The 19,241-nt window shown below is 47.2% G+C and carries 15 protein-coding genes; 4 read left to right on the forward strand and 11 right to left on the reverse strand.

From position 1 onward, the window contains the following. Positions 1 to 2 precede the first annotated feature (2 nt). From DWZ38_RS17895 to DWZ38_RS17930, 8 genes are all read right to left on the reverse strand, one after another. Positions 3 to 2,282, reverse strand: coding sequence for a bifunctional (p)ppGpp synthetase/guanosine-3',5'-bis(diphosphate) 3'-pyrophosphohydrolase (locus tag DWZ38_RS17895; RefSeq protein WP_347520115.1), 2,280 nt, complete (start codon positions 2,280 to 2,282; stop codon positions 3 to 5). A 142-nt stretch (positions 2,283 to 2,424) separates the two neighbouring features. Continuing rightward, a complete protein-coding gene (locus DWZ38_RS17900) occupies positions 2,425 to 2,949 on the reverse strand; it encodes an adenine phosphoribosyltransferase (RefSeq protein WP_021926843.1) in 525 nt (174 codons plus the stop codon). 161 nt (positions 2,950 to 3,110) lie between these two features. After that, positions 3,111 to 4,823, reverse strand: a complete 1,713-nt coding sequence (gene recJ / locus DWZ38_RS17905; protein WP_117854397.1) for a single-stranded-DNA-specific exonuclease RecJ — start codon at positions 4,821 to 4,823, stop codon at positions 3,111 to 3,113. A gap of 104 nt (positions 4,824 to 4,927) precedes the next feature. Further along, complete coding sequence (secD, locus tag DWZ38_RS17910; RefSeq protein WP_117854398.1) at positions 4,928 to 7,351, reverse strand: protein translocase subunit SecD; 2,424 nt, start codon at positions 7,349 to 7,351, stop codon at positions 4,928 to 4,930. A 72-nt stretch (positions 7,352 to 7,423) separates the two neighbouring features. Further along, a complete protein-coding gene (gene scfB, locus DWZ38_RS17915) occupies positions 7,424 to 8,785 on the reverse strand; it encodes a thioether cross-link-forming SCIFF peptide maturase (protein WP_117854441.1) in 1,362 nt (453 codons plus the stop codon). A gap of 108 nt (positions 8,786 to 8,893) precedes the next feature. After that, complete coding sequence (gene scfA, locus DWZ38_RS17920; RefSeq protein ID WP_021926839.1) at positions 8,894 to 9,034, reverse strand: six-cysteine ranthipeptide SCIFF; 141 nt, start codon at positions 9,032 to 9,034, stop codon at positions 8,894 to 8,896. Between the two features lie 71 nt (positions 9,035 to 9,105). After that, on the reverse strand, positions 9,106 to 9,456 hold the full coding sequence (locus tag DWZ38_RS17925) for a TIGR04086 family membrane protein (RefSeq protein ID WP_021926838.1): 351 nt from the start codon (positions 9,454 to 9,456) through the stop codon (positions 9,106 to 9,108). Between the two features lie 75 nt (positions 9,457 to 9,531). Next, a complete protein-coding gene (locus tag DWZ38_RS17930) occupies positions 9,532 to 11,556 on the reverse strand; it encodes a hypothetical protein (RefSeq protein ID WP_178105370.1) in 2,025 nt (674 codons plus the stop codon). Between the two features lie 405 nt (positions 11,557 to 11,961). On the opposite strand from DWZ38_RS17930, the gene DWZ38_RS17935 reads away from it, so the two are divergent. Continuing rightward, positions 11,962 to 13,248, forward strand: a complete 1,287-nt coding sequence (locus DWZ38_RS17935; protein WP_117854400.1) for a hemolysin family protein — start codon at positions 11,962 to 11,964, stop codon at positions 13,246 to 13,248. Positions 13,249 to 13,352: 104 nt separating this feature from the next. On the opposite strand, the gene DWZ38_RS17940 is transcribed toward DWZ38_RS17935, so the two are convergent. Both DWZ38_RS17940 and DWZ38_RS17945 read right to left on the reverse strand, forming a co-directional pair. Beyond that, the gene (locus DWZ38_RS17940; protein WP_117854443.1) at positions 13,353 to 13,955 is read right to left on the reverse strand and encodes a YdcF family protein; all 603 of its coding nucleotides are present in this window, start codon (positions 13,953 to 13,955) and stop codon (positions 13,353 to 13,355) included. Between the two features lie 153 nt (positions 13,956 to 14,108). Beyond that, the gene (locus tag DWZ38_RS17945) at positions 14,109 to 14,873 is read right to left on the reverse strand and encodes an N-acetylmuramoyl-L-alanine amidase (RefSeq protein ID WP_117854401.1); all 765 of its coding nucleotides are present in this window, start codon (positions 14,871 to 14,873) and stop codon (positions 14,109 to 14,111) included. A 146-nt stretch (positions 14,874 to 15,019) separates the two neighbouring features. Here DWZ38_RS17945 and DWZ38_RS17950 point away from each other — a divergent pair, with 146 nt between their 5' ends. The 3 genes from DWZ38_RS17950 to DWZ38_RS17960 all read left to right on the forward strand — a co-directional run bounded on the left by DWZ38_RS17950 (position 15,020) and on the right by DWZ38_RS17960 (position 17,898). Next, positions 15,020 to 15,997 carry an ABC transporter substrate-binding protein gene (locus DWZ38_RS17950; RefSeq protein WP_021925535.1) on the forward strand — a complete coding sequence of 326 codons (978 nt, stop codon included), beginning with the start codon at positions 15,020 to 15,022 and terminating at the stop codon, positions 15,995 to 15,997. 187 nt (positions 15,998 to 16,184) lie between these two features. Beyond that, positions 16,185 to 17,111, forward strand: coding sequence for an ABC transporter permease (locus DWZ38_RS17955; RefSeq protein ID WP_021925534.1), 927 nt, complete (start codon positions 16,185 to 16,187; stop codon positions 17,109 to 17,111). Further along, positions 17,104 to 17,898: an ABC transporter ATP-binding protein gene (locus tag DWZ38_RS17960; RefSeq protein WP_021925533.1), complete on the forward strand. Its 795-nt coding sequence runs from the start codon at positions 17,104 to 17,106 to the stop codon at positions 17,896 to 17,898. The genes DWZ38_RS17955 and DWZ38_RS17960 overlap by 8 nt, the downstream gene beginning before the upstream one ends. A 117-nt stretch (positions 17,899 to 18,015) precedes the next feature. On the opposite strand, the gene DWZ38_RS17965 is transcribed toward DWZ38_RS17960, so the two are convergent. Beyond that, positions 18,016 to 19,005, reverse strand: coding sequence for a DUF5688 family protein (locus DWZ38_RS17965; protein ID WP_173765586.1), 990 nt, complete (start codon positions 19,003 to 19,005; stop codon positions 18,016 to 18,018). Positions 19,006 to 19,241 lie beyond the last annotated feature (236 nt).

The raw sequence follows: 19,241 nt of genomic DNA on the forward strand, positions 1-19,241 counted from the left end.
CATCAGCCTGTAGTTCTCTCCACATCTAAAACGCTCTCCAGCTGGCGGATCTTCTCAATGAGAGAGTTCAGTTCCTCCTTGCAGCTGACGTTAAAGCTTACGGAAATCGTCGCCTTCTCCTGCTTACTGGTGCGGCAGTTGATATTGCGGATATCGATCTTGCGCTCGGTAAAGATCTTGGAGATATCCACCAGAAGACCGGTACGGTTGTTGGCATACACATTGATCTCTGCCATGTAATGCTCATCCTGCTTGGTCTCCGGCTGCTGCCACTCTGCCTCCAGAAGACGGCTTCTGTCCATCTCAGACATATTCATCACATTGACGCAGTCTGTTCTGTGAATGGTAACCCCGCGGCCTCTTGTGACATAACCCACGATCTCGTCTCCAGGGATCGGGTTGCAGCACTTGGAAAAACGCACTGCCACATCATGGATTCCACGCACTACAATGCCGCTCTTGCTCTTAATGTGATGCTTCTTATCCTGATTCTCTGCAGCTGCTGCCTCCAGAACTTCCTCATCTGTAAGGTTCTTCTTATTCTCCTTGTCATAAGCCTCTACCAGCTTATTAAATACCTGGCCTTCCTTCAGGCCGCCATGTCCAATGGCCGCCAGCACGGAATCCCAATCACGGAAGCCATACTTGTGAAGAACCGCATCCATATACTGAGGCTTGGCATAGTTGGCAAATTTAAAGCCCTTGCTCTTGGCATACTGAGCCAGCATTTCCTTGCCTTTCAGAATATTATCTTCCTTCAGCTCTTTCTTAAACCACTGATTGATCTTGTTCTTCGCCTGGGTACTCTTTACCACCTTCAGCCAGTCACGGCTTGGTCCCTGGGAGTTCTGGGAAGTGATGATTTCAATACGGTCACCATTCTGGATCCGGTACTCAATGGGAACCAGCTTGCCGTTTACACGGGCGCCTACCATCTTGTTTCCTACAGCACTATGTACGCTGTACGCAAAGTCAATAGGGGTAGAACCGTTGGGAAGGGTCTTTACATCTCCCTGCGGGGTAAAGCAGTATACACTGTCCGCAAACAGATCCAGGTCATTCTTAAGAAGGCTCATGAACTCTTTATTGTCGGACATGTCCCTCTGCCACTCCAGGATCTGGCGCAGCCAGTTTAATTTCTCTTCCTCACGGTTGCCGGAAGAGGCCTTGCCGTCAGATGCTTCTTTATATTTCCAGTGTGCAGCAATACCATATTCCGCAGTCTTATGCATCTCAAAGGTTCGGATCTGGATCTCAAAAGGCTGTCCGTTTGGTCCGATCAAAGTGGTATGCAGGGACTGATACATGTTTGGCTTAGGCATTGCAATGTAATCCTTGAAGCGTCCCGGAATGGGCTTATACATCTCATGGATCACGCCAAGAGCCGCATAACAGTCCTTCACGGTATCCACCAGAATACGCACTGCAAACAGATCGTAGATCTGGTCAATAGTCTTGTTCTGGTTCACCATCTTCTTGTAGATGCTGAAGAAATGCTTCACACGTCCGTCTACCTGTGCTTTGATGCCTGCTTCCACCATATGCTGCTTCACAGTCTTCACAATATTGCCCACAAATTCCTCTCGGACGCTCTTGCGAAGGGCTACCTTCTCAACCAGATCGTAGTACACATCCGGCTTCAGGTATTTCAGGGAAAGGTCATCCAGCTCTACCTTGATCTTGGAAATACCAAGACGCTGGGCAATGGGCGCATAGATGTCCATGGTCTCCCTTGCCTTCTCCTTCTGCTTCGCAGGAGTCATATACTGAAGGGTACGCATGTTATGAAGACGGTCTGCAAGCTTGATCAGGATCACACGGATATCCTTGGCCATGGCAAGAAACATCTTGCGAAGGCTCTCTGCCTGCATCTCCACCTTATCTGTGGAGTAGGACAGCTGTCCGATCTTGGTCACGCCATCAACCAGAAGAGCCACCTCAGGCCCGAATTCCTTGGTGATCTCCTCGCAGGTCATCCAGGTATCCTCCACAGCGTCATGGAGAAGTCCTGCAACGATGGTCTCCTTATCCAGTTCCAGATCTGCCAGAATAATTGCTACGCATAACGGATGAATGATATAAGGCTCCCCGGACTTTCTTTTCTGGTCCTTGTGGGCCTCCCGCGCAGTCTCATATGCCTTCTGGATCAGCGTAATATCTGTAGAAGGATGATATTTCTTAATGCTGGCGATCAGCTCATTATATAATACTTCAGGGCTTGTAAAGTCGTGCATGGATTTCACAGCTGCATCTGCCTTCTTCACAGACTCCAGCTTCTCCATATCCTCCTTGGACATTTCAGGTGTCCCGCCCCTTTCTGTAATAACATCAGCCATAATTTACACCTGCCTGTTTCTATACTATCTGCGTCAGCATTTGCCCTCATGATCCATGACAGGCATCTGGCGAAACAGACTCATCCATTTATTTGCCTTCGTAGCGGATTACGGAAGCCACATCATATTTCTCCAGTTTCTTACGTCCCTCAAGGCCTGCAAGCTCCATCAGGAACACGATTTTCACAACCTCTCCTCCAAGCTGCTCGATCAGCTTGGCAGCAGCCTCAACAGTACCGCCTGTAGCGATCAGGTCGTCGATAATTACAACCTTCTGGCCTGGCTTGATGGCATCCTTGTGGATTTCGATCTCTGCCTTGCCGTATTCCAGATCGTAGCTTGCGGAAATGGTCTCGCATGGAAGCTTGCCTTTCTTGCGGACTGGAACAAATGGTTTGTGAAGATTGTATGCGATAGGCATTCCAAAAATAAATCCGCGGGATTCGGTACCTACGATCACATCTACGTCAACGTCCTTCAGGCAGTCCTGCATGGAATCAATTGCAAGCTTCAGTCCGTCTGCATCCTGAAGGATACTTGTCACATCTCTGAAAATAATTCCCGGTTCCGGAAAATCCGGTATGCTTCTTACATATTCCTCTATTTTTTTCATAAAGAGCCTCCTCAGATATAGGGATGTGGGGAAAGCAGCAGCCACCCCCGGCATCATAATTATTTTTCAGTATACCACTTTTTACATACAGAATCAATGTCAAACCGACACGCTCCCTGCAAATACCGCATTTTTCGTGGTTTTACATGATTATTCACTGATCAGCAGTAATTTTGTATAACAATTTGCAGAGATTCTCTTCCCATATAGGAATTGATCCTTGGGTAATAGGTCACGGAAATGGTCTCATGAGACCTGGCAAAATCCGCGAATTCCTTCGCCTCGCCCCAGTAAAGGCCGTCCATCACAGCACCGGACGGGTCCCTCAGCTGCAGCTTCACTGTATTCTGAGTCTTTCCATATATTTCCACTTTTAAAACACGAAGATTTTTCTGGGCAAAAAGAGGCTTGGTGTTTCCCTTGCCAAAAGGTTCCAGAATGGAGAGCTGCTCTACCAGTTCTTCGTTAATATAGGAAATAGGCATAGGCACATCGATTACGATTTTGGGAATCATGTCCTCTTCTGTCAGGGTGCAGTTGTCATTCAAGGTCTGGCGGAATTTTTCCACATTCTCTTCCTCAATGGAAAGGCCTGCTGCCATAGGATGGCCGCCATACTGTACCAGAAGGCTGTCACATTTCACCAGTTCCTCGTACATGGAATAGTTTTCCGTGGATCTGCCACTGCCTTTTAAGGACTTTTCCCCTCTTGTAAGGACAAAGGTGGGCTTATGGTACTTTTCCCGGATTCTTCCAGCTATAATTCCGGCAAGGCTTTCGTGACATTCCGGCAAAAATACTACCATTACCCGGTCGTTTTTCAGGTTGCTGCTCTCGATCAGCTTGTAGGCTTTCTCCGTTCCTTTTTCCGTCAGGGCCTTGCGGCTGTCGTTCAGGGCTTTCAGATCTCCCGCAAGCTTTGCAGCCTCTTCCTCATCCTCCGACTGCAAAAGTGCCAGGGAGCGCATTGCGGTATCCAGTCTGCCGCTGGCATTGATGCAGGGGCCAAGACGGAATCCAATGTCGTAAGAGGTGATTTTCTGGTCTTCCAGGCCGATGGCCCGGATCAGCGCTTTCAGGCCTTTGTTTTTGGTAAAAGGCAGACGGGCAAGTCCCTCCTTTACCAGAATACGGTTTTCTCCCTGAAGGTCCATAATATCCCCCACTGTAGCGATTGCCGCAGGCTCCAGGAAATCTTCTTTTTCTTCTTCCGGAAGCCTGTATTTCTCATAAAGGGCAAAAACCAGCTTCATGGCTACCACAGCCCCGCAGATATTTTTGTTGGGGTATGTACAGTCTGCCTGCTTGGGATTGATGATGGCGTCCGCCGGGGGAAGGATGTAAGTTCTTCCTTCTTCGGTATCAGTAAAAGGCACCTCGTGGTGGTCGGTCACCACCACAGTCATCCCCAGTTCTTTTGCATAGGTGATCTGGCTTGATGCGGAAATGCCATTGTCACAAGTCACAATGGTGTCGATGCCGTCCTCCATAGCTTTTTTGATCAGATGGTCGTGAATTCCATAGCCGTCTGCCACACGATCTGGAATGTAAGTGTCCACATTTGCTCCAAGGCGCTTAAAGCCTTTCAAAAGAATGTAGGTAGCTGTCACTCCGTCAATATCGTAATCCCCGATAATCCGCATTTTGGTTCCTGCATCTATTTTCCCGGAAATGATTTCCACGGCCTTGTCAATGTCCTTCAGAAGTTTCCAGGAGGGGATATCTGCCAGGGTTCCATTCAGATATTCTTCTATAGCCTCATCACCTGTTATGTCTCTGTTGCGGATGATCCTTGCAATTACCGGATCAATCCCATATTTCCTGCCAATTCCCTGGAAATCAGCCTTTTTCGCGGTTACTACCCATTTTTCCATTCTTTTTCTCCTCGTATCATATGGTCTTACGCAATTTTAATATGAATTCGGATAAAAAGCAAGCCGGGACAGGTTTTCACGCCTGTCCCGGCTTAACATCTCTTTTATTTATTTTCTTCGGAAGAACTGTTCTCGGCATTCTTTGCAGCTTCCTGTGCTGCAAGACGCTCCTGAACTCTCTTGCGGTTTTTCTTCTTCGGCTGAGCCTGTGCGTTGGAAGCCGGAGCACTCTGTGTATTTGCACTCTGTGCTGTCTTCTTAGCAGGTGCTGCAGCCGCTGCAGCTTTCACAGTATCCTGTCCTGCGCCGATTTTCTTTTTCATTACCAGCCACAGTGCACCTGTAATGCATACGGAAGAATATGCACCGCAGATAATACCAACCATCAATGGTGCAGCAAACTCACGGATAGAAGAAACACCCATGATATAAAGAACTGCTACCATGATAAAGGTAGTAAGGGAAGTATAAATACTTCTGGTAAGTGTCTGTGTAATACTTCTGTTGACCACTTCCTCAATCTCATCCAGACGTCTGCTTCCGTGAAGGTTCTCACGGATACGGTCGAAGATAACGATTGTAGCATTGATAGAATAACCAACGATGGTCAGCATACAAGCGATAAAGGTATTTCCTACGGAAATTCTGGAAATCGCATAGAAGGTAAGGACAACCAGAACGTCATGGAGGAGTGCAAGTACTGCACTGCCCGCAAAGCGGATATCCTTGAAACGGAACCAGATATAAAGAAGCATGAAGATAGTAGCAACGATAACGGCAACTACTGCATCTCTTCTCATCTCATTGCTGACAGTAGCGGAAATGCTCTCTGCCTGGATCAGAGACTCATCTACATCAAACTTATCCACAAGTGCCTTGTTCAGAGCTTCACGCTCATCCAGAGTCAATGCGCGAGTCTTAATGATAACCTGCTTGGTTCCAACAACCTTGGTAGGCTGTACATTCTTATCTCCTGTTACTTCTTCTACAACAGGTGTAACCTCAGAATCAATGGTCTTAATGTCCAGATCCTCATTAAAGGTAACATTGGTAGAAGTACCGCCTGAAAACTCAAGGCTGTAGTTCAGGGCTTTTCCGCCTGTTGTACTGTGGATCAGCATGACTGCCGGTCCTGCAAGAATCAGGATAATAGAAAGAGTAAAGCAGAATTTTCTCTTTCCAACAAAGTTGATAACCTTCTTCTCTTCTGTCTTTCCGTAAAATTTCTCATCACGTACTCCGACTGCATATAATGCATTAATCACAAGTCTGGAGAATACCAGTGCTGTGAACATGGAAACCACAATACCAAGTGCCAGAGTGTAAGCAAAGCCCTTAACAGAACCGGTACCCAGCCACATCAGCACGAATGCTGCGATCAGAGTTGTGATGTTTCCGTCAAAGATTGCAGAAAATGCTTTGGAAAATCCGGCTTTGATTGCGGCGCGCACGGTAGAGCCTGCGCCGATTTCCTCACGGATACGTGCATAAATAATAACGTTGGCATCTACTGCCATACCAATGCCCAGGATGATACCTGCAATACCCGGAAGCGTAAGGGTAATGTCAAATGCATTTAAGGTAAGCAGAATAGTTGCTGTATAGAAAATCAGGGATAAGCCTGCAACCGCACCAGGTACACGGTAAGCAATGATCATGAACAAAATGACGATGATCAGACCGATCATACCTGCGATAAGGCTGGTGGAAATTGCTTCCTCACCAAGCTGTGCTGCTACAACACTGGAACGAAGCTCTGTAAGCTCAAGGCTAAGAGAACCGATACGAATATAGGAAGCAAGCTCCTGCGCTCTCTCAACACTTTCCATACCGCTGATCTGTGCCTTACCGCCTGTGATGGCTTCATTTACTCTTGGAGCACTTAATACGCCGTTATCATAAATGATGGCGATCTGTTTGCCTACATTGTTCTGGGTAGCTTCTGCAAATTTGGTCTTTCCTTCATCTGTAAGAGTCAGGTCAACTACATATTCCCTGCTGCTGGAATTCTGCTGCTGGATCGCACCGCCTGTAGCATCTGCCACGTCAGTACCTTCCAGTACCACACAGCCTGCCTCACGGATTTCATCCAGGCTTCTTGCCAGGGAGTATCCGGTCTCGCTGTTAGCATCAGTCTGGAAGTTTGCGTTTCCGTCCTCATCCTGCTGTGTGATAAAGCAAAGGGAACCTGGCTGGCCAAGTTCTTCCAGAATGGCATTTGCATCTGTTACACCCGGAATTTCAACATTGATACGGTCGGAGCCTTCCTGGTATACCTGTGCTTCTGTGCTGTACTGTTCAACACGTTTCTGCAGCTTGTAGACAGTATCCTTCATGTCCTCACTGCTTGGGTCGCTGTCTTTTGCCTGATAGGTAATGCTCACACCACCGGCCAGATCAAGTCCGGTCTTAATGTTCTTCGCAGCTCCGGTTCCTGTAGGACCGATGCCTACTGCGGCTGTAAAGCAGAAAAACACTGTGATGATGGCAGTCAGAATCAGGACTAAGATTCCTCTTGATTTTTTCATTGTTCTGTCCCTTCTTTTTGGTTTTTCGCAAAAGCAGGGCTGACAGAAATCTTCGCAGCTGGCGAAGAGCTATCAGTCTTCTGCCAGTGCGGCTTTTATCATGATGGCGCACTCCACACGCTTCCTCTGGAGTTCACATCCGATTTCATAATTACTTCTGATATCCTGATGAGCATGATATCCGTTGGCTGCACACCCGCCGCTGCAGTAGAATCTTGCAAAGCATTCCTTGCAGGCTGGCTTGGTATAAACATTGCATCCGCCAAATTCCTTCTGGATGTCTGTCCTTACCAGTCCATCGTCTACATTTCCCATCAGATATTCTTCTTCACCAACAAACTGATGACAAGGATAAAAATCTCCCCACGGAGTTACAGCAAGATACTCTGTACCGCTTCCGCATCCGGAAAGTCTCTTATATACACACGGACCACCGGTAAGATCAATCATAAAGTGGAAGAAGTTAAAGCCTTTGCCTTCCTTCTCGCGTTTGATCATCTCTTTGGCAAGGAGGTCATATTCTTCCATAATCTTCGGCAAGTCCTCCTCACGAAGTGCGTATTCCTCTGCAGGATCAGCTACCACCGGTTCCACAGAAATCTGCTTGAAGCCAAGATCTGCAAGATGAAGCACATCCTTGGAGAAATCAAGATTATGATGAGTAAAGGTTCCTCTTACATAATACTTGTCCTGATTTCTGGATTCTGCAAACTTCTGGAACTTAGGCATAATAAGATCATAGCTGCCGGCACCTTTGCGGAACGGGCGCATGAAATCATGAACCTCCTTGCGGCCGTCAACACTGAGGACCACATTTCCCATTTCTTTGTTACAGAATTCCATTACCTCATCGTTGAGCAAGACACCGTTGGTGGTAAGGGTAAAGCGGAATTTCTTATTATGGATTTTCTCCTGCTCGCGGCCATATGCTACCAGATCTTTTACAACCTGCCAGTTCATAAGCGGCTCGCCGCCGAAAAAGTCAACCTCCAGATTGTGCCTGGAGCCCGAATTGGCGATAAGGAAATCCAATGCCTTCTTGCCCACCTCAAAAGACATAAGGGCACGTCTTCCGTGATATTCCCCTTCTTCTGCGAAGCAGTAACGGCAGGCAAGATTACAGTCATGTGCAATGTGCAGGCAGAGGGCTTTCACCACTGTCTGACGGTTCTTTGTAAATGCATCAATGGCATTCTCGTATACATCCTTTGTGAAAAGCATGCCTTCTTCCCTCAGCTTCTCACATTCTGCCACTGATGTCCTAATATCTTCCTCTGAAAACTGATTTCCCAGTTTTCCTACAATGGCTGCTGCGTCAAGGCCTTCTTCCATATAAGGAAGCACTTCATAGGTGACCTCGTCCACAACATGGATACATCCGCTGTTAATGTCCAGCACAATGTTATAGCCATTGTTCTGATAACGGTGAATCAGACTCATGTTATTATATCCTTTCATTTTTCCTATTGCATGAATAAGCAGCGGCTGTTACACCGCTGCTTACATACGTTTCCAGCTGCTTTAAATAGAAATGTCTCCTACTTATTTGTTCTCGCAGCTCTGGTTTCCTACTGTACAGGATGTCTTGCATGCGGACTGACATGATGTCTGGCACTCGCCGCATCCGCCCTTCTTTACAGTGTTCTGCAGATTCTTTGTATTTAATGTTTTGATATGCTGCATGATATAGCCTCCTTATGTATATTATCTTCGCCTAGTATATCATATTTTTTTTTATTTTTAAAGTATTTTTTTCACGAAAGCATTCCTCCCAGTGCGCCGCCCCCAAGACACATGAAAAATGTGGTCACAGCGTGCATCAGGCTCATATCCCATTTGCCTTTTACCGCAAAGGAGACCGTAATCAGAAGAAGGTAATAAAAGACTCCTACCAGGATTCCCCAGAGATATTTGTCCTTTCTTATGATTTTGCCTGCCATAAAGCCTCCAAGCAGACAGGACAGGATATACACCGCCACAATCCCGGCGGATACCGGCTTTTCCCCCAAGTCAAACTGAAACAGAAGAAACGCCAGAAGCAGCAGGAAAATTCCTGTTACTGCATAAGAAAAAAGCAGTGATCTCAAAATCGCTCTTACTTTCATAAAAACAGCCCTCCTATATGGAATATATGGGAGGGCTGCTGTGGTTATTCGCCTGTAAGCTTATTCATTTTCTTTTTATTCATTTTCTTTTCTGCGGATGCCAAATACGGCTGCCACCATTCCAGCTGCTGTCATCAGCAGAAGGACAAATGGAAGGACTGTAGTCTCATCACCGGTTTTAACTGCGTTGGATGTCTGGATCTGTCCGTTATTGTTTGCAGTGCTGTCGGAGGACTGGCTGTTTCCATTGCTGGAACTGCTTCCGTTTGCAGAAGAGGTTCCGCCAGTTCCTGTGCTGCTGTTTCCACTATTTCCGGAAGTGCTGTTTGCATCGGAAGTATTTCCTGTGTTTCCAGATGTGCTGGTATTTCCGGAATTATCAGCTGTGCCAATTGTACTGGATGCTGAACCGCCATTGCTGCTGTCTGTTCCGGTTCCGGCTGTTCCATCAGTGCCGGTTCCTGTGGTTCCGTTTGTACCAGTCGTTCCGCTTGTTCCACCAATTCCTGCACCTGCGGTTCCGGTAACGGATGGGGATGGTGTCGGTGTTCCGCTGATAGTCACGGTAGGTGTGGGAGTCGGAGTTCCGTTATCTCCATAAGCGCCGTTGGCGATCTCATCTCCGATGATCGGGCGGAAGCCTGCAATTCCAAATGGGCTGAAGGAATGGGTACTGAATACCATTGTGCTTCCATTCACGCTTGGAACGATTGTCTCTGTTGCACCGTTGGCAAGCAGATGCTCGATGGAATACTCATAGCCCTCTTTTACCGGAATGGTAACACTTACATACTGGCCATCCGGAATCTCGTACTCGGTATTGTTCTTCAGATCCCATAATTTAAACTCATAGGACTGGAAAATATTGGCTTTCTCTTCGTTCTTGAATTCGTAGCTCTCGCCGCTTTCCACCTGGAACTGTACATACCACGGAAGGTCAATGCCAGATACGGTAATGCCCTCGCAGGTATGGTTCTCTGCGGCTCTTGCAGCCTGCTCTTCCTCTGTCAGATCGTCCTCTGCGGTATTCGGTCTCGTGTCAGAAACAGTGAAATCTGCCGGATTGTCAAAAATATTTTTCTCATCGGAAGAAGTATCTTCCTCTGTAGCTTCGTCCGTATTCTCAGATGGCTCCACTTCATCCAGCACAGTTGCTCCTGGCATAAGGTCTCCGAATTTATCGTTCAGCATTCCGCCTGCGCTTTCATTCTGGGCGGTATCCTCTGCCGGCACCTCGGAAGCTGCAGGTTCTTCGGCCTGATCCGGTGTGCTGTCTTCTTCAGCTGCTTCTGTAATCTTAGCGGAGGTGTCCTCTTTGGTCTCTTCACCGGAAGCAGCTGTCAGTGCATTGTCAGCTTCTGTCTCATCTGGCAGGATTGCATCTGCAGCGGACGGAGCTTCTGTAACAGGCGCATCCTTTAAAAGATCGTCTGCGGTATTTCCTGCCTTCTCTGCGGTATCAGCGTTCTCCGGCTGGTCAGCTTTGTCGGAGTTCCCGGTATCCTCTGTACTGTCGGAAGCTGCCGGAACATCCGGGTTCTCTGCCGCTGGCTCCTGGGACGGAGTCTCTGCTGGAGTCTCTGTCGGTGTTTCCGCAGGGGCTGCTTCCTCCGGGTTCTGGGTTTCTCCTGCATTTTCTGCCGGAGCCTGGGTATCAGAAGAACCATTCTCCTGGGATTCCCCGGCAGACGGAGTCTCTGCCGTGTCTGATGAATCCTGAGTATCATCAGCGGTATCCTCCAGACTGCTTACCACAACATTGACGGTGCCTTTGACAACCTTCTTCTGGGCATCCCATCCCGGAAGATAAGAAAGATCTACATTCTCAGCCGGCTTAAAGATTACTTCGCAGGCCTGCACTCTCTTATCCGGTACGAAGGTTCCATCCGCCCAGGAAAGAGTTCCGTAGTCGCTCTTTGGCAGTGCCACCTGAGAAAGGGCTGCCGGCTGGTCAATGGTTACATTATCTGGAATAAGACTGGATGTCTCAAGATTCGCTTCAATATTTCCAATTTCTGCAAGGACCGGATAAACCTGTCCTGTCATCAGCACTGCTGTCATGGCAGCTGCTGCAAGTAGTGATACACTTTTTCTGTACATAACGTTTTTTTTCTTCTTCATCCTGGCACCTCTGTTGTATGTATATATAAAATTATATTTATCATCAATGGAACGGTGTGTTTCTGCCTGATCCGGCAGAACATTTATGTTTTTTTGCGCCCATATTTATACTATATCAAATCTTTACTCTTTTGTAAATGTTTTGTAACATTTTATTTTATTTTCTACCAAATCGAATTATAACACAGTTCCCGTTTTTTCGACACCCCTAAATTCTACTTTTTTACATATACTTTTACATTTTGTTAAAGCTGGCTTTTTCGTTTGTCTTCCAGTCCGGATGTTTTCCTAAAGTCATTTATTGCCAACATTTTTTCCTTGCTTTTTCCCACTGAATCATGTATATTTTTCTTATTATAATTATCAAAAAGGAGTGAATATAGTTTGGATTCAAGTGTCCCTATACAGGCGGTCACCATACTGATTCTGGTGTTGCTGTCCGCCTTCTTTTCCTCTGCGGAGACGTCTATGACAGCTGCCAACCGCATTCGGATCCATTCCCTTGCAGAGCAGGGGAACAAGCGGGCCATTACGTTAGAGAAGGTTATTTCCAACTCCAACAAGATGCTCAGCACCATATTAATTGGTAACAATATTGTAAACATTGCGGCATCTTCCCTTGCCACTACCTTTACTATGAAGGTGTTCGGAAGCATGTACATCGGTGTCGCCACAGGTGTTATGACTCTGCTAGTGCTGCTTTTCGGCGAGATCACCCCCAAGACCATTGCCACCCTTAAGGCCGATGACCTGGCACTTACCTATGCAAGACCGATTTATGCACTGATGGTGGTGCTCACCCCTGTCATCTACATTGTAGGGAAATTAGCCAACGGCATTCTTTTTGTTCTCCGTGTTGATCCCAATGCCAAGAGGGACACCATCACCGAGCACGAGCTTCGTTCCATGGTAAATGTAGGCCAGGAAAACGGCGTGATCGAGCGGGAAGAAAAGCAGATGATCTACAATGTGTTTGATTTCGGTGACTCTGCCGCCAAGGATGTGATGATTCCCAGAATTGACATGACCTTTATTGAGGTAAACTCCACTTACCAGGAGCTGATGGATATTTTCAAGGAAGACATGCACACCCGTTTCCCAGTTTATGAGGACAATACAGACAATGTAATCGGGATTATCAACATCAAGGATCTGCTTCTCTACCCGGAGAATGAGCAGTTTTCCATCCGGAAAATTCTCCGTGAGCCTTATTTTACCTATGAATATAAGCGTACCACAGATCTGATGATGGAGATGCGCAAGGCTTCCGTGAACCTTGCCATTGTACTGGATGAATATGGTTCCACAGCCGGACTGGTCACATTGGAGGACCTGCTGGAAGAAATTGTTGGGGAGATCCGGGATGAGTATGACGAGGATGAAGAAGAGCCGATCTGTGAAATCCAGCCTGGAAGAGAATATCAGGTGCTTGGTTCTGCCAAGTTAAGCGACCTGAACGAAGCCCTTGGAACCAAACTGGAATCGGAAGACTATGATTCCGTCGGCGGCTACATTATCGAGCAGCTGGACTGCCTGCCCCGTGAAGGCGAATCCGTCACTCTGGAAGACGGTATGCGGCTGGTTGTAGAAGCCCTCGACAAGAACCGCATTGAGCTGGTTCATATCTGGCTGCCGGAACGCAAAAAGACCGATGAGAACCAAGAAGACTGATCATATCCCGATACACGATCCACAATTATATATTTAAAATGCAAAAAATCCGAACCCCTTTCGATTAAAATGGGGATTCGGATTTTTGTTTTCGAAATCACATTTTAACGCCCCTTATCTCCCAGCATCAGGCAGAACTGTTTCACGATCCGGTCAATTTCTCCAGTGACGGCTTCCACCCCGACTTCCGTTTCCCGCCAGTTTTCCCTGGTGATTCCATCCGGGCAGGCCGGGCAGACCAGAATCTTCGCCTCCGGGTACAGGATCTGATAATACATCAGAGAACGTCTGGCATGATAGGTCTTGCAGCACAAAATTGCCTTATTCACCTGAATTCCCGCCCTGTCTGTCACCTGTCTGGAATAAATGGCATTTTCATAGGTAAAGGTTGCCTGGTCTTCCCGCAGGATTGCCTCTTCCGGAACACCGTTCTTCATAAGAACGCTCTTTAAGAATTCCCATTCCGTCTCATATTCTCCGTCATAAATTTCCTGGTGAGACTGCACTCCCACAAATTTCCCCAGGGTAATGCTGTATCTTCCGCTGGGCAGAATATAAGGAGCATAGCCTTCTTTATATAACTGCGCCGCACGCTCAGCCATCTGGGGAAACCCGTTTCCCGGCACAAAAATAATATCCGCCTTCTCAGGCTGATCCTCTGCAAATACAAAATCCTCTGCTGTTCTTAGAAATTCACTGTAATCCATTCTTTTGTTCCTTTCATAGCTCCTGCCAGCTTTTACCAACGAAACAGACATATCTGATCATGCATCCATTCCTAATTTAAAAGCCTGTGCATGTTGTTATCTGCATTATAATGTTTTTCCAGCTATTTTTCCACCCAGGAAATCTCTCCCGTCTTATTTTGTCACGATCAGGGTGCTGTAGCCATCATCCCGCAGCTGCTGTTCCATGCGGATCGCATTGTCCAACTGCACGAAAGCCCCGACCTGCACTTTATAGAATTCCCCATCCTGCAGAATATACGCTGGATATCCTTTTTCCTGCAGCATATACAGCATGCGGTCCGCGTTTTCCCGTTTGCGGAAAATACCGGTCTGCACCCGGTAATACAAAGGCTCCTCTCCCTGCTGCTGATCCAAAGTTCCAAGAATGGCGCCGGCAATCGCCTGGGCAATCTCCTCCTGCTTCTCATCATAAAGCTGATTGTCCTCATCAGAATTGATAAACCCGGTTTCAATCAGAAGAGCCGGCATCTTGGTTTTTCGCAGCACTACAAGCCCCGTTCTTGCCTGAACCCCGATTTCCCGAAAGCCCAGTTCTCCAAGGGCACCTACAATATTCTGTGCCATCTCATATTTCACACCGGATTTGTCGTAAACCAGCACCTCCACTCCATTGTACTGATTCACCTCCGGGCTGCTGTTCCGATGAAAGGAAATGAAATAATCCACCTTCGCCTCATTGGCAAGTCTTGCCCTCTCAAAGGGGGAAATGTAATCATCCGTAGTTCTGGTATACAGCACCTTTATCCCATTTTCGGAAAGAATTTTCCCAACAGCCATGGCAAGGGTGAGATTGTCATCCTTTTCCCTGCGGCCTTTATATACAGCTCCCGGATCCGATCCGCCGTGCCCGGCATCTATCATAATGGAATATGGCATGTCAAAATGACCTTCCTTACACTCTTTCTCTATTAGAATATGTAAAAAACTGCCAAAAGCTACTTGACTTTTACGCTTTAAAGCGGTATTATTTTGTGCAGACAGTACTTTAAACTACGAAAATGTTTTTAAGGAGGAAACAAATTATGAAAAGAAAGGTTTTATCCGTAATTATGACCGGAGCTATGGTAGCAGGTCTTGCAGGTACAGTAACCGTACACGCTGAAGAGCAGCAGACATACAATATCGGTATCTGCCAGCTGGTTCAGCATGAAGCACTTGACGCCGCAACTGAAGGCTTCAAGGATGCAGTCAAAGAAGGTCTCGGCGAGGAGAACGTTACATTTGATGAGCAGAATGCACAGGGCGATTCCGCTACCTGCAGCACCATCATCAACAACTTCGTATCCAGCAATGTAGACCTGATCCTTGCAAACGCTACTGCTTCTCTTCAGGCTGCAGCAGCAGGAACAAGCGATATCCCGATCCTTGGCACCGCAGTAACAGAGTATGGCGTAGCTCTTGATCTTACTGATTTCGACGGCACTGTAGGCGGAAATATTTCCGGTACATCAGACCTTGCTCCACTTGAGGATCAGGCAGCAATGCTTAACGAGCTCTTCCCAGATGCAAAGAACGTAGGACTTCTCTACTGCTCCGCTGAGCCGAACTCCCAGTACCAGGTAGACACTGTTAAGGCTGCACTTGAGGATCTTGGATACACCTGCGAATACTACGCATTCTCTGATTCCAACGATATCTCCTCTGTTGTAACAAACGCAGTTGCAGACAGCGATGTCATCTATGTTCCAACAGACAACACAGCAGCTTCCAACACCGAGCTGATCAACAACATCTGCCTTCCGGCAAAGGTTCCGGTAATCGCAGGTGAAGAGGGAATCTGCTCCGGATGCGGTGTTGCTACTCTTTCCATCAGCTACTATGACCTTGGAAAAGCAACTGGAGAAATGGCAGTTAAGATCTTAAAAGACGGCGAAGACATTTCTACAATGCCAATCGAGTACGCACCTAACTTCACAAAAGAGTACAACGCAGACATCTGCGCAGAGCTTGGAATCGAAGTTCCGGATGATTACGTTGCAATCGGTGCAGACGCTGAATAATACATATTAATATTGATTTGACAGATTATTTGGACATTTAGCTGTTTCAGACAGCATAAACACAGACAGCGGGAAGGGAATCCTCTCTCGCTGTTTGTGTCGTTTCTAAACAGACTTGTCCTTAAATAAAAATCAGCTGTATTGCGCCGCAGCGCTGCCGCAGCTTGGCATGCAGGAGGAAAAAAACATGCAAATCGCAAACTTAATAATGGCACTTCCAGGTGCCGCTGCCCAGGGACTGATCTGGGGTATTATGGCAATCGGTGTATACCTTACTTTCCGTGTTCTGGACATCGCCGATCTGACCGTAGACGGTACCATGTGTACCGGAGGTGCTGTCTGTGTCATGATGATGATCAGCGGACATAACGTATGGGTATCTCTTCTGGCAGCAACCTTAGCCGGTATGCTGGCCGGACTTGTCACTGGTATTTTCCACACCTTTATGGGAATCCCAGCCATCCTTGCCGGAATCCTGACCCAGCTTTCCCTTTACTCCATTAACCTGAAGATCATGGGAAAAGCAAACCAGGCCATCAACGTTGACAAGTATCCGATCCTGATCTCCCTAAGACGAATCAAAAACGTGCCGATCACCCAGAACACCATTCTGATCGTTGCACTGTTTATTGTAGTGATCATCGCAATTTTGTACTGGTTCTTCGGAACCGAGCTTGGCTGCTCCCTTCGTGCAACAGGATGCAACCCTAACATGTCCCGTGCACAGGGTATCAACACAGATTTCTGCAAGGTTCTTGGCCTTATGGTTTCCAACGGACTTGTTGCTTTATCCAGTGCTCTTCTGGCTCAGTACCAGGGCTTCGCAGACGTAAACATGGGCCGTGGTGCGATCGTAATCGGACTTGCTGCCGTTATTATCGGCGAGGCGATTTTCAGCCGCATTTTCCGCAACTTCGCACTCCGCCTTCTGTCCGTAGCATTCGGTTCCATTCTCTACTATCTGGTACTTCAGACTGTAATCTGGATGGGTATCGACACAGACCTTCTGAAAATGCTGTCCGCACTTGTAGTTGCTGTATTCCTGGCAGTACCTTACTGGAAGGGAAAATATTTCGCAAAACCAGCAAAACGTGGAGGTAAGAACAATGCTTGAGATCAAAAACATATACAAAACCTTTAATCCGGGAACCATCAACGAGAAGGTAGCCTTAAACGGTCTTTCCCTGAAGCTCAATGAAGGTGATTTCGTTACCGTAATCGGCGGCAACGGAGCCGGAAAATCCACAATGCTGAACGCAGTTGCAGGTGTATGGCCGGTAGACGAGGGCCAGATCATCATTGACGGAACAGATGTTACCAAGCTTTCCGAGTACAAAAGAGCCGCATATCTTGGACGTGTATTCCAGGATCCTATGACCGGAACTGCTGCTACCATGGGAATTGAAGAGAACTTAGCTCTTGCCAAGCGCCGCGGCAAAACAAGGCTTCTCCGCCCCGGAATCACAAAGGCAGAGCGTGCTGAGTACAAAGAGCTTCTGAAAATCCTGAACCTTGGTCTTGAGGATCGTCTGACTTCCAAGGTAGGTCTTCTCTCCGGAGGCCAGAGACAGGCGCTTACCCTTCTGATGGCTACCCTTCAGAAACCGAAGCTTCTCCTTCTGGATGAGCACACTGCAGCCCTTGACCCGAAAACAGCAGCAAAGGTTCTGGACATTACAGACAAAATTGTCAACCGCGATCACCTTACCACACTGATGATCACCCACAATATGAAGGACGCCATCGCCCACGGCAACCGTCTGATCATGATGATGAACGGAAAAATCGTTCTCGACATCCAGGGTGAAGAAAAGAAAAAGCTTACCGTGAAACAGCTTCTGGATAAATTCGAGGAAGCCAGCGGAGAGGAATTCTCCAATGACTCCGCAATTCTTGGATAAGCAAAATACTTTCCGAAAAAAACCCTGTATTTCCTAAAATTTCTGGAAACTGCCGTCAGACTTCTGGTTCTGGCGGCAGTTTTTTGCCCTTAAAAGCTTTCCCAGGTGATAGACGCTTTACTTTGTCTCCTTCTCGTCCTCTTCGTGGGGGCCTCCCACCTGCAGAAACACAGTTCCCTTATACACCATAAAATCCCCGGTTTCCTGGCAGTACCGATATACCTTATCTGTGAGAAAATCCTCCTCCGGCGTAGCCTCCCGTAATGTGTCCCTAAGAACCTCCTGCAGATCCTCTGGATAGGCCATACGCACGCTGTGGACCATCACCTCATGAATACTGGTAAACACCAGATAAAAGTCTCCTTTCATCAATTCCGCCAGTCTTTTTGCCACGCCTGGTAAAAACACCGCTACCGCTCCGTTTGTCCTTCTTACTGTGCTGAGACAGTTTCCCACATTCTCTCTTCGCAATTCAAATTCCTGGTTCAGATCCATAAAGCATTCTCCGTTGTACTCCGGGTTTCCGATCAGTTTTTCCCACAGGAAAATTCTGGGCGGGGAAATAAAATATGTATTCAAAAGAGCCGCCTCAAAAACCGTTTTCTCGTCAAGCCCCCAGTTTTCCAGACAATCACGACGTATTTTCATGCTGGTGGTGCATCCTTTCACCTCTCCTACCTGCATGTACAATACCAGGGCAATGTCCCCGATTACCCGGTATACCGCTTTTGAAAGCTCTTTCTTGTGCTTCTTCCGGTTCAAAAGCCGGATGAAAAGGTCATTTTTCACCTTCTCGTAATTGTTCAGATTTTGGGTTTTCTCAAAAAATCCGGCATTTTTCAGTTTGCGGATTTCTTTTTCCACTGTGTCTGCAATTTTTTCCAGAGACACACCGTCCTCATAGTCATCAAAAAGCTCTTCCGTATGGATTCCGCACACTTCTTTTCCTGCCGGGGAAGCATGGCATTCCACAAACAGCCGGTCACCGCTAGGCGTCATCCCCTGTTCATCCTGCTCCTTGAAAAAAATCTGTTCTTCTTTCAGCCCCAAACGTTCTAGTAACAGCTGGCGCAGATTCTCCACAAATGCATCATACTCTTTGCTCATATTCAGTTCCTTTCTGCTTGAAAATATCGCTTTGAAATAAAAGGGGCGAAACGCCCTGATGATCGCTGGCCCTGCTGTGCATTGCAGACGGCCTGCTTATGAAAAAAAGATGGAAGCTGTGAATTGCTTCCCTTTGAGTTGCTGTATGGATAGTATATAAGAAATAAGCAGATTTGTAAAGTAGTTTTCATCGACAGAATACAGCGAAATTTTCCACAAAAACGGGCCTGCCGCAT

The organism is Ruminococcus sp. AF31-8BH, assembly GCF_003460605.1.
GTDB lineage: Bacteria > Bacillota > Clostridia > Lachnospirales > Lachnospiraceae > Blautia_A > Blautia_A acetigignens.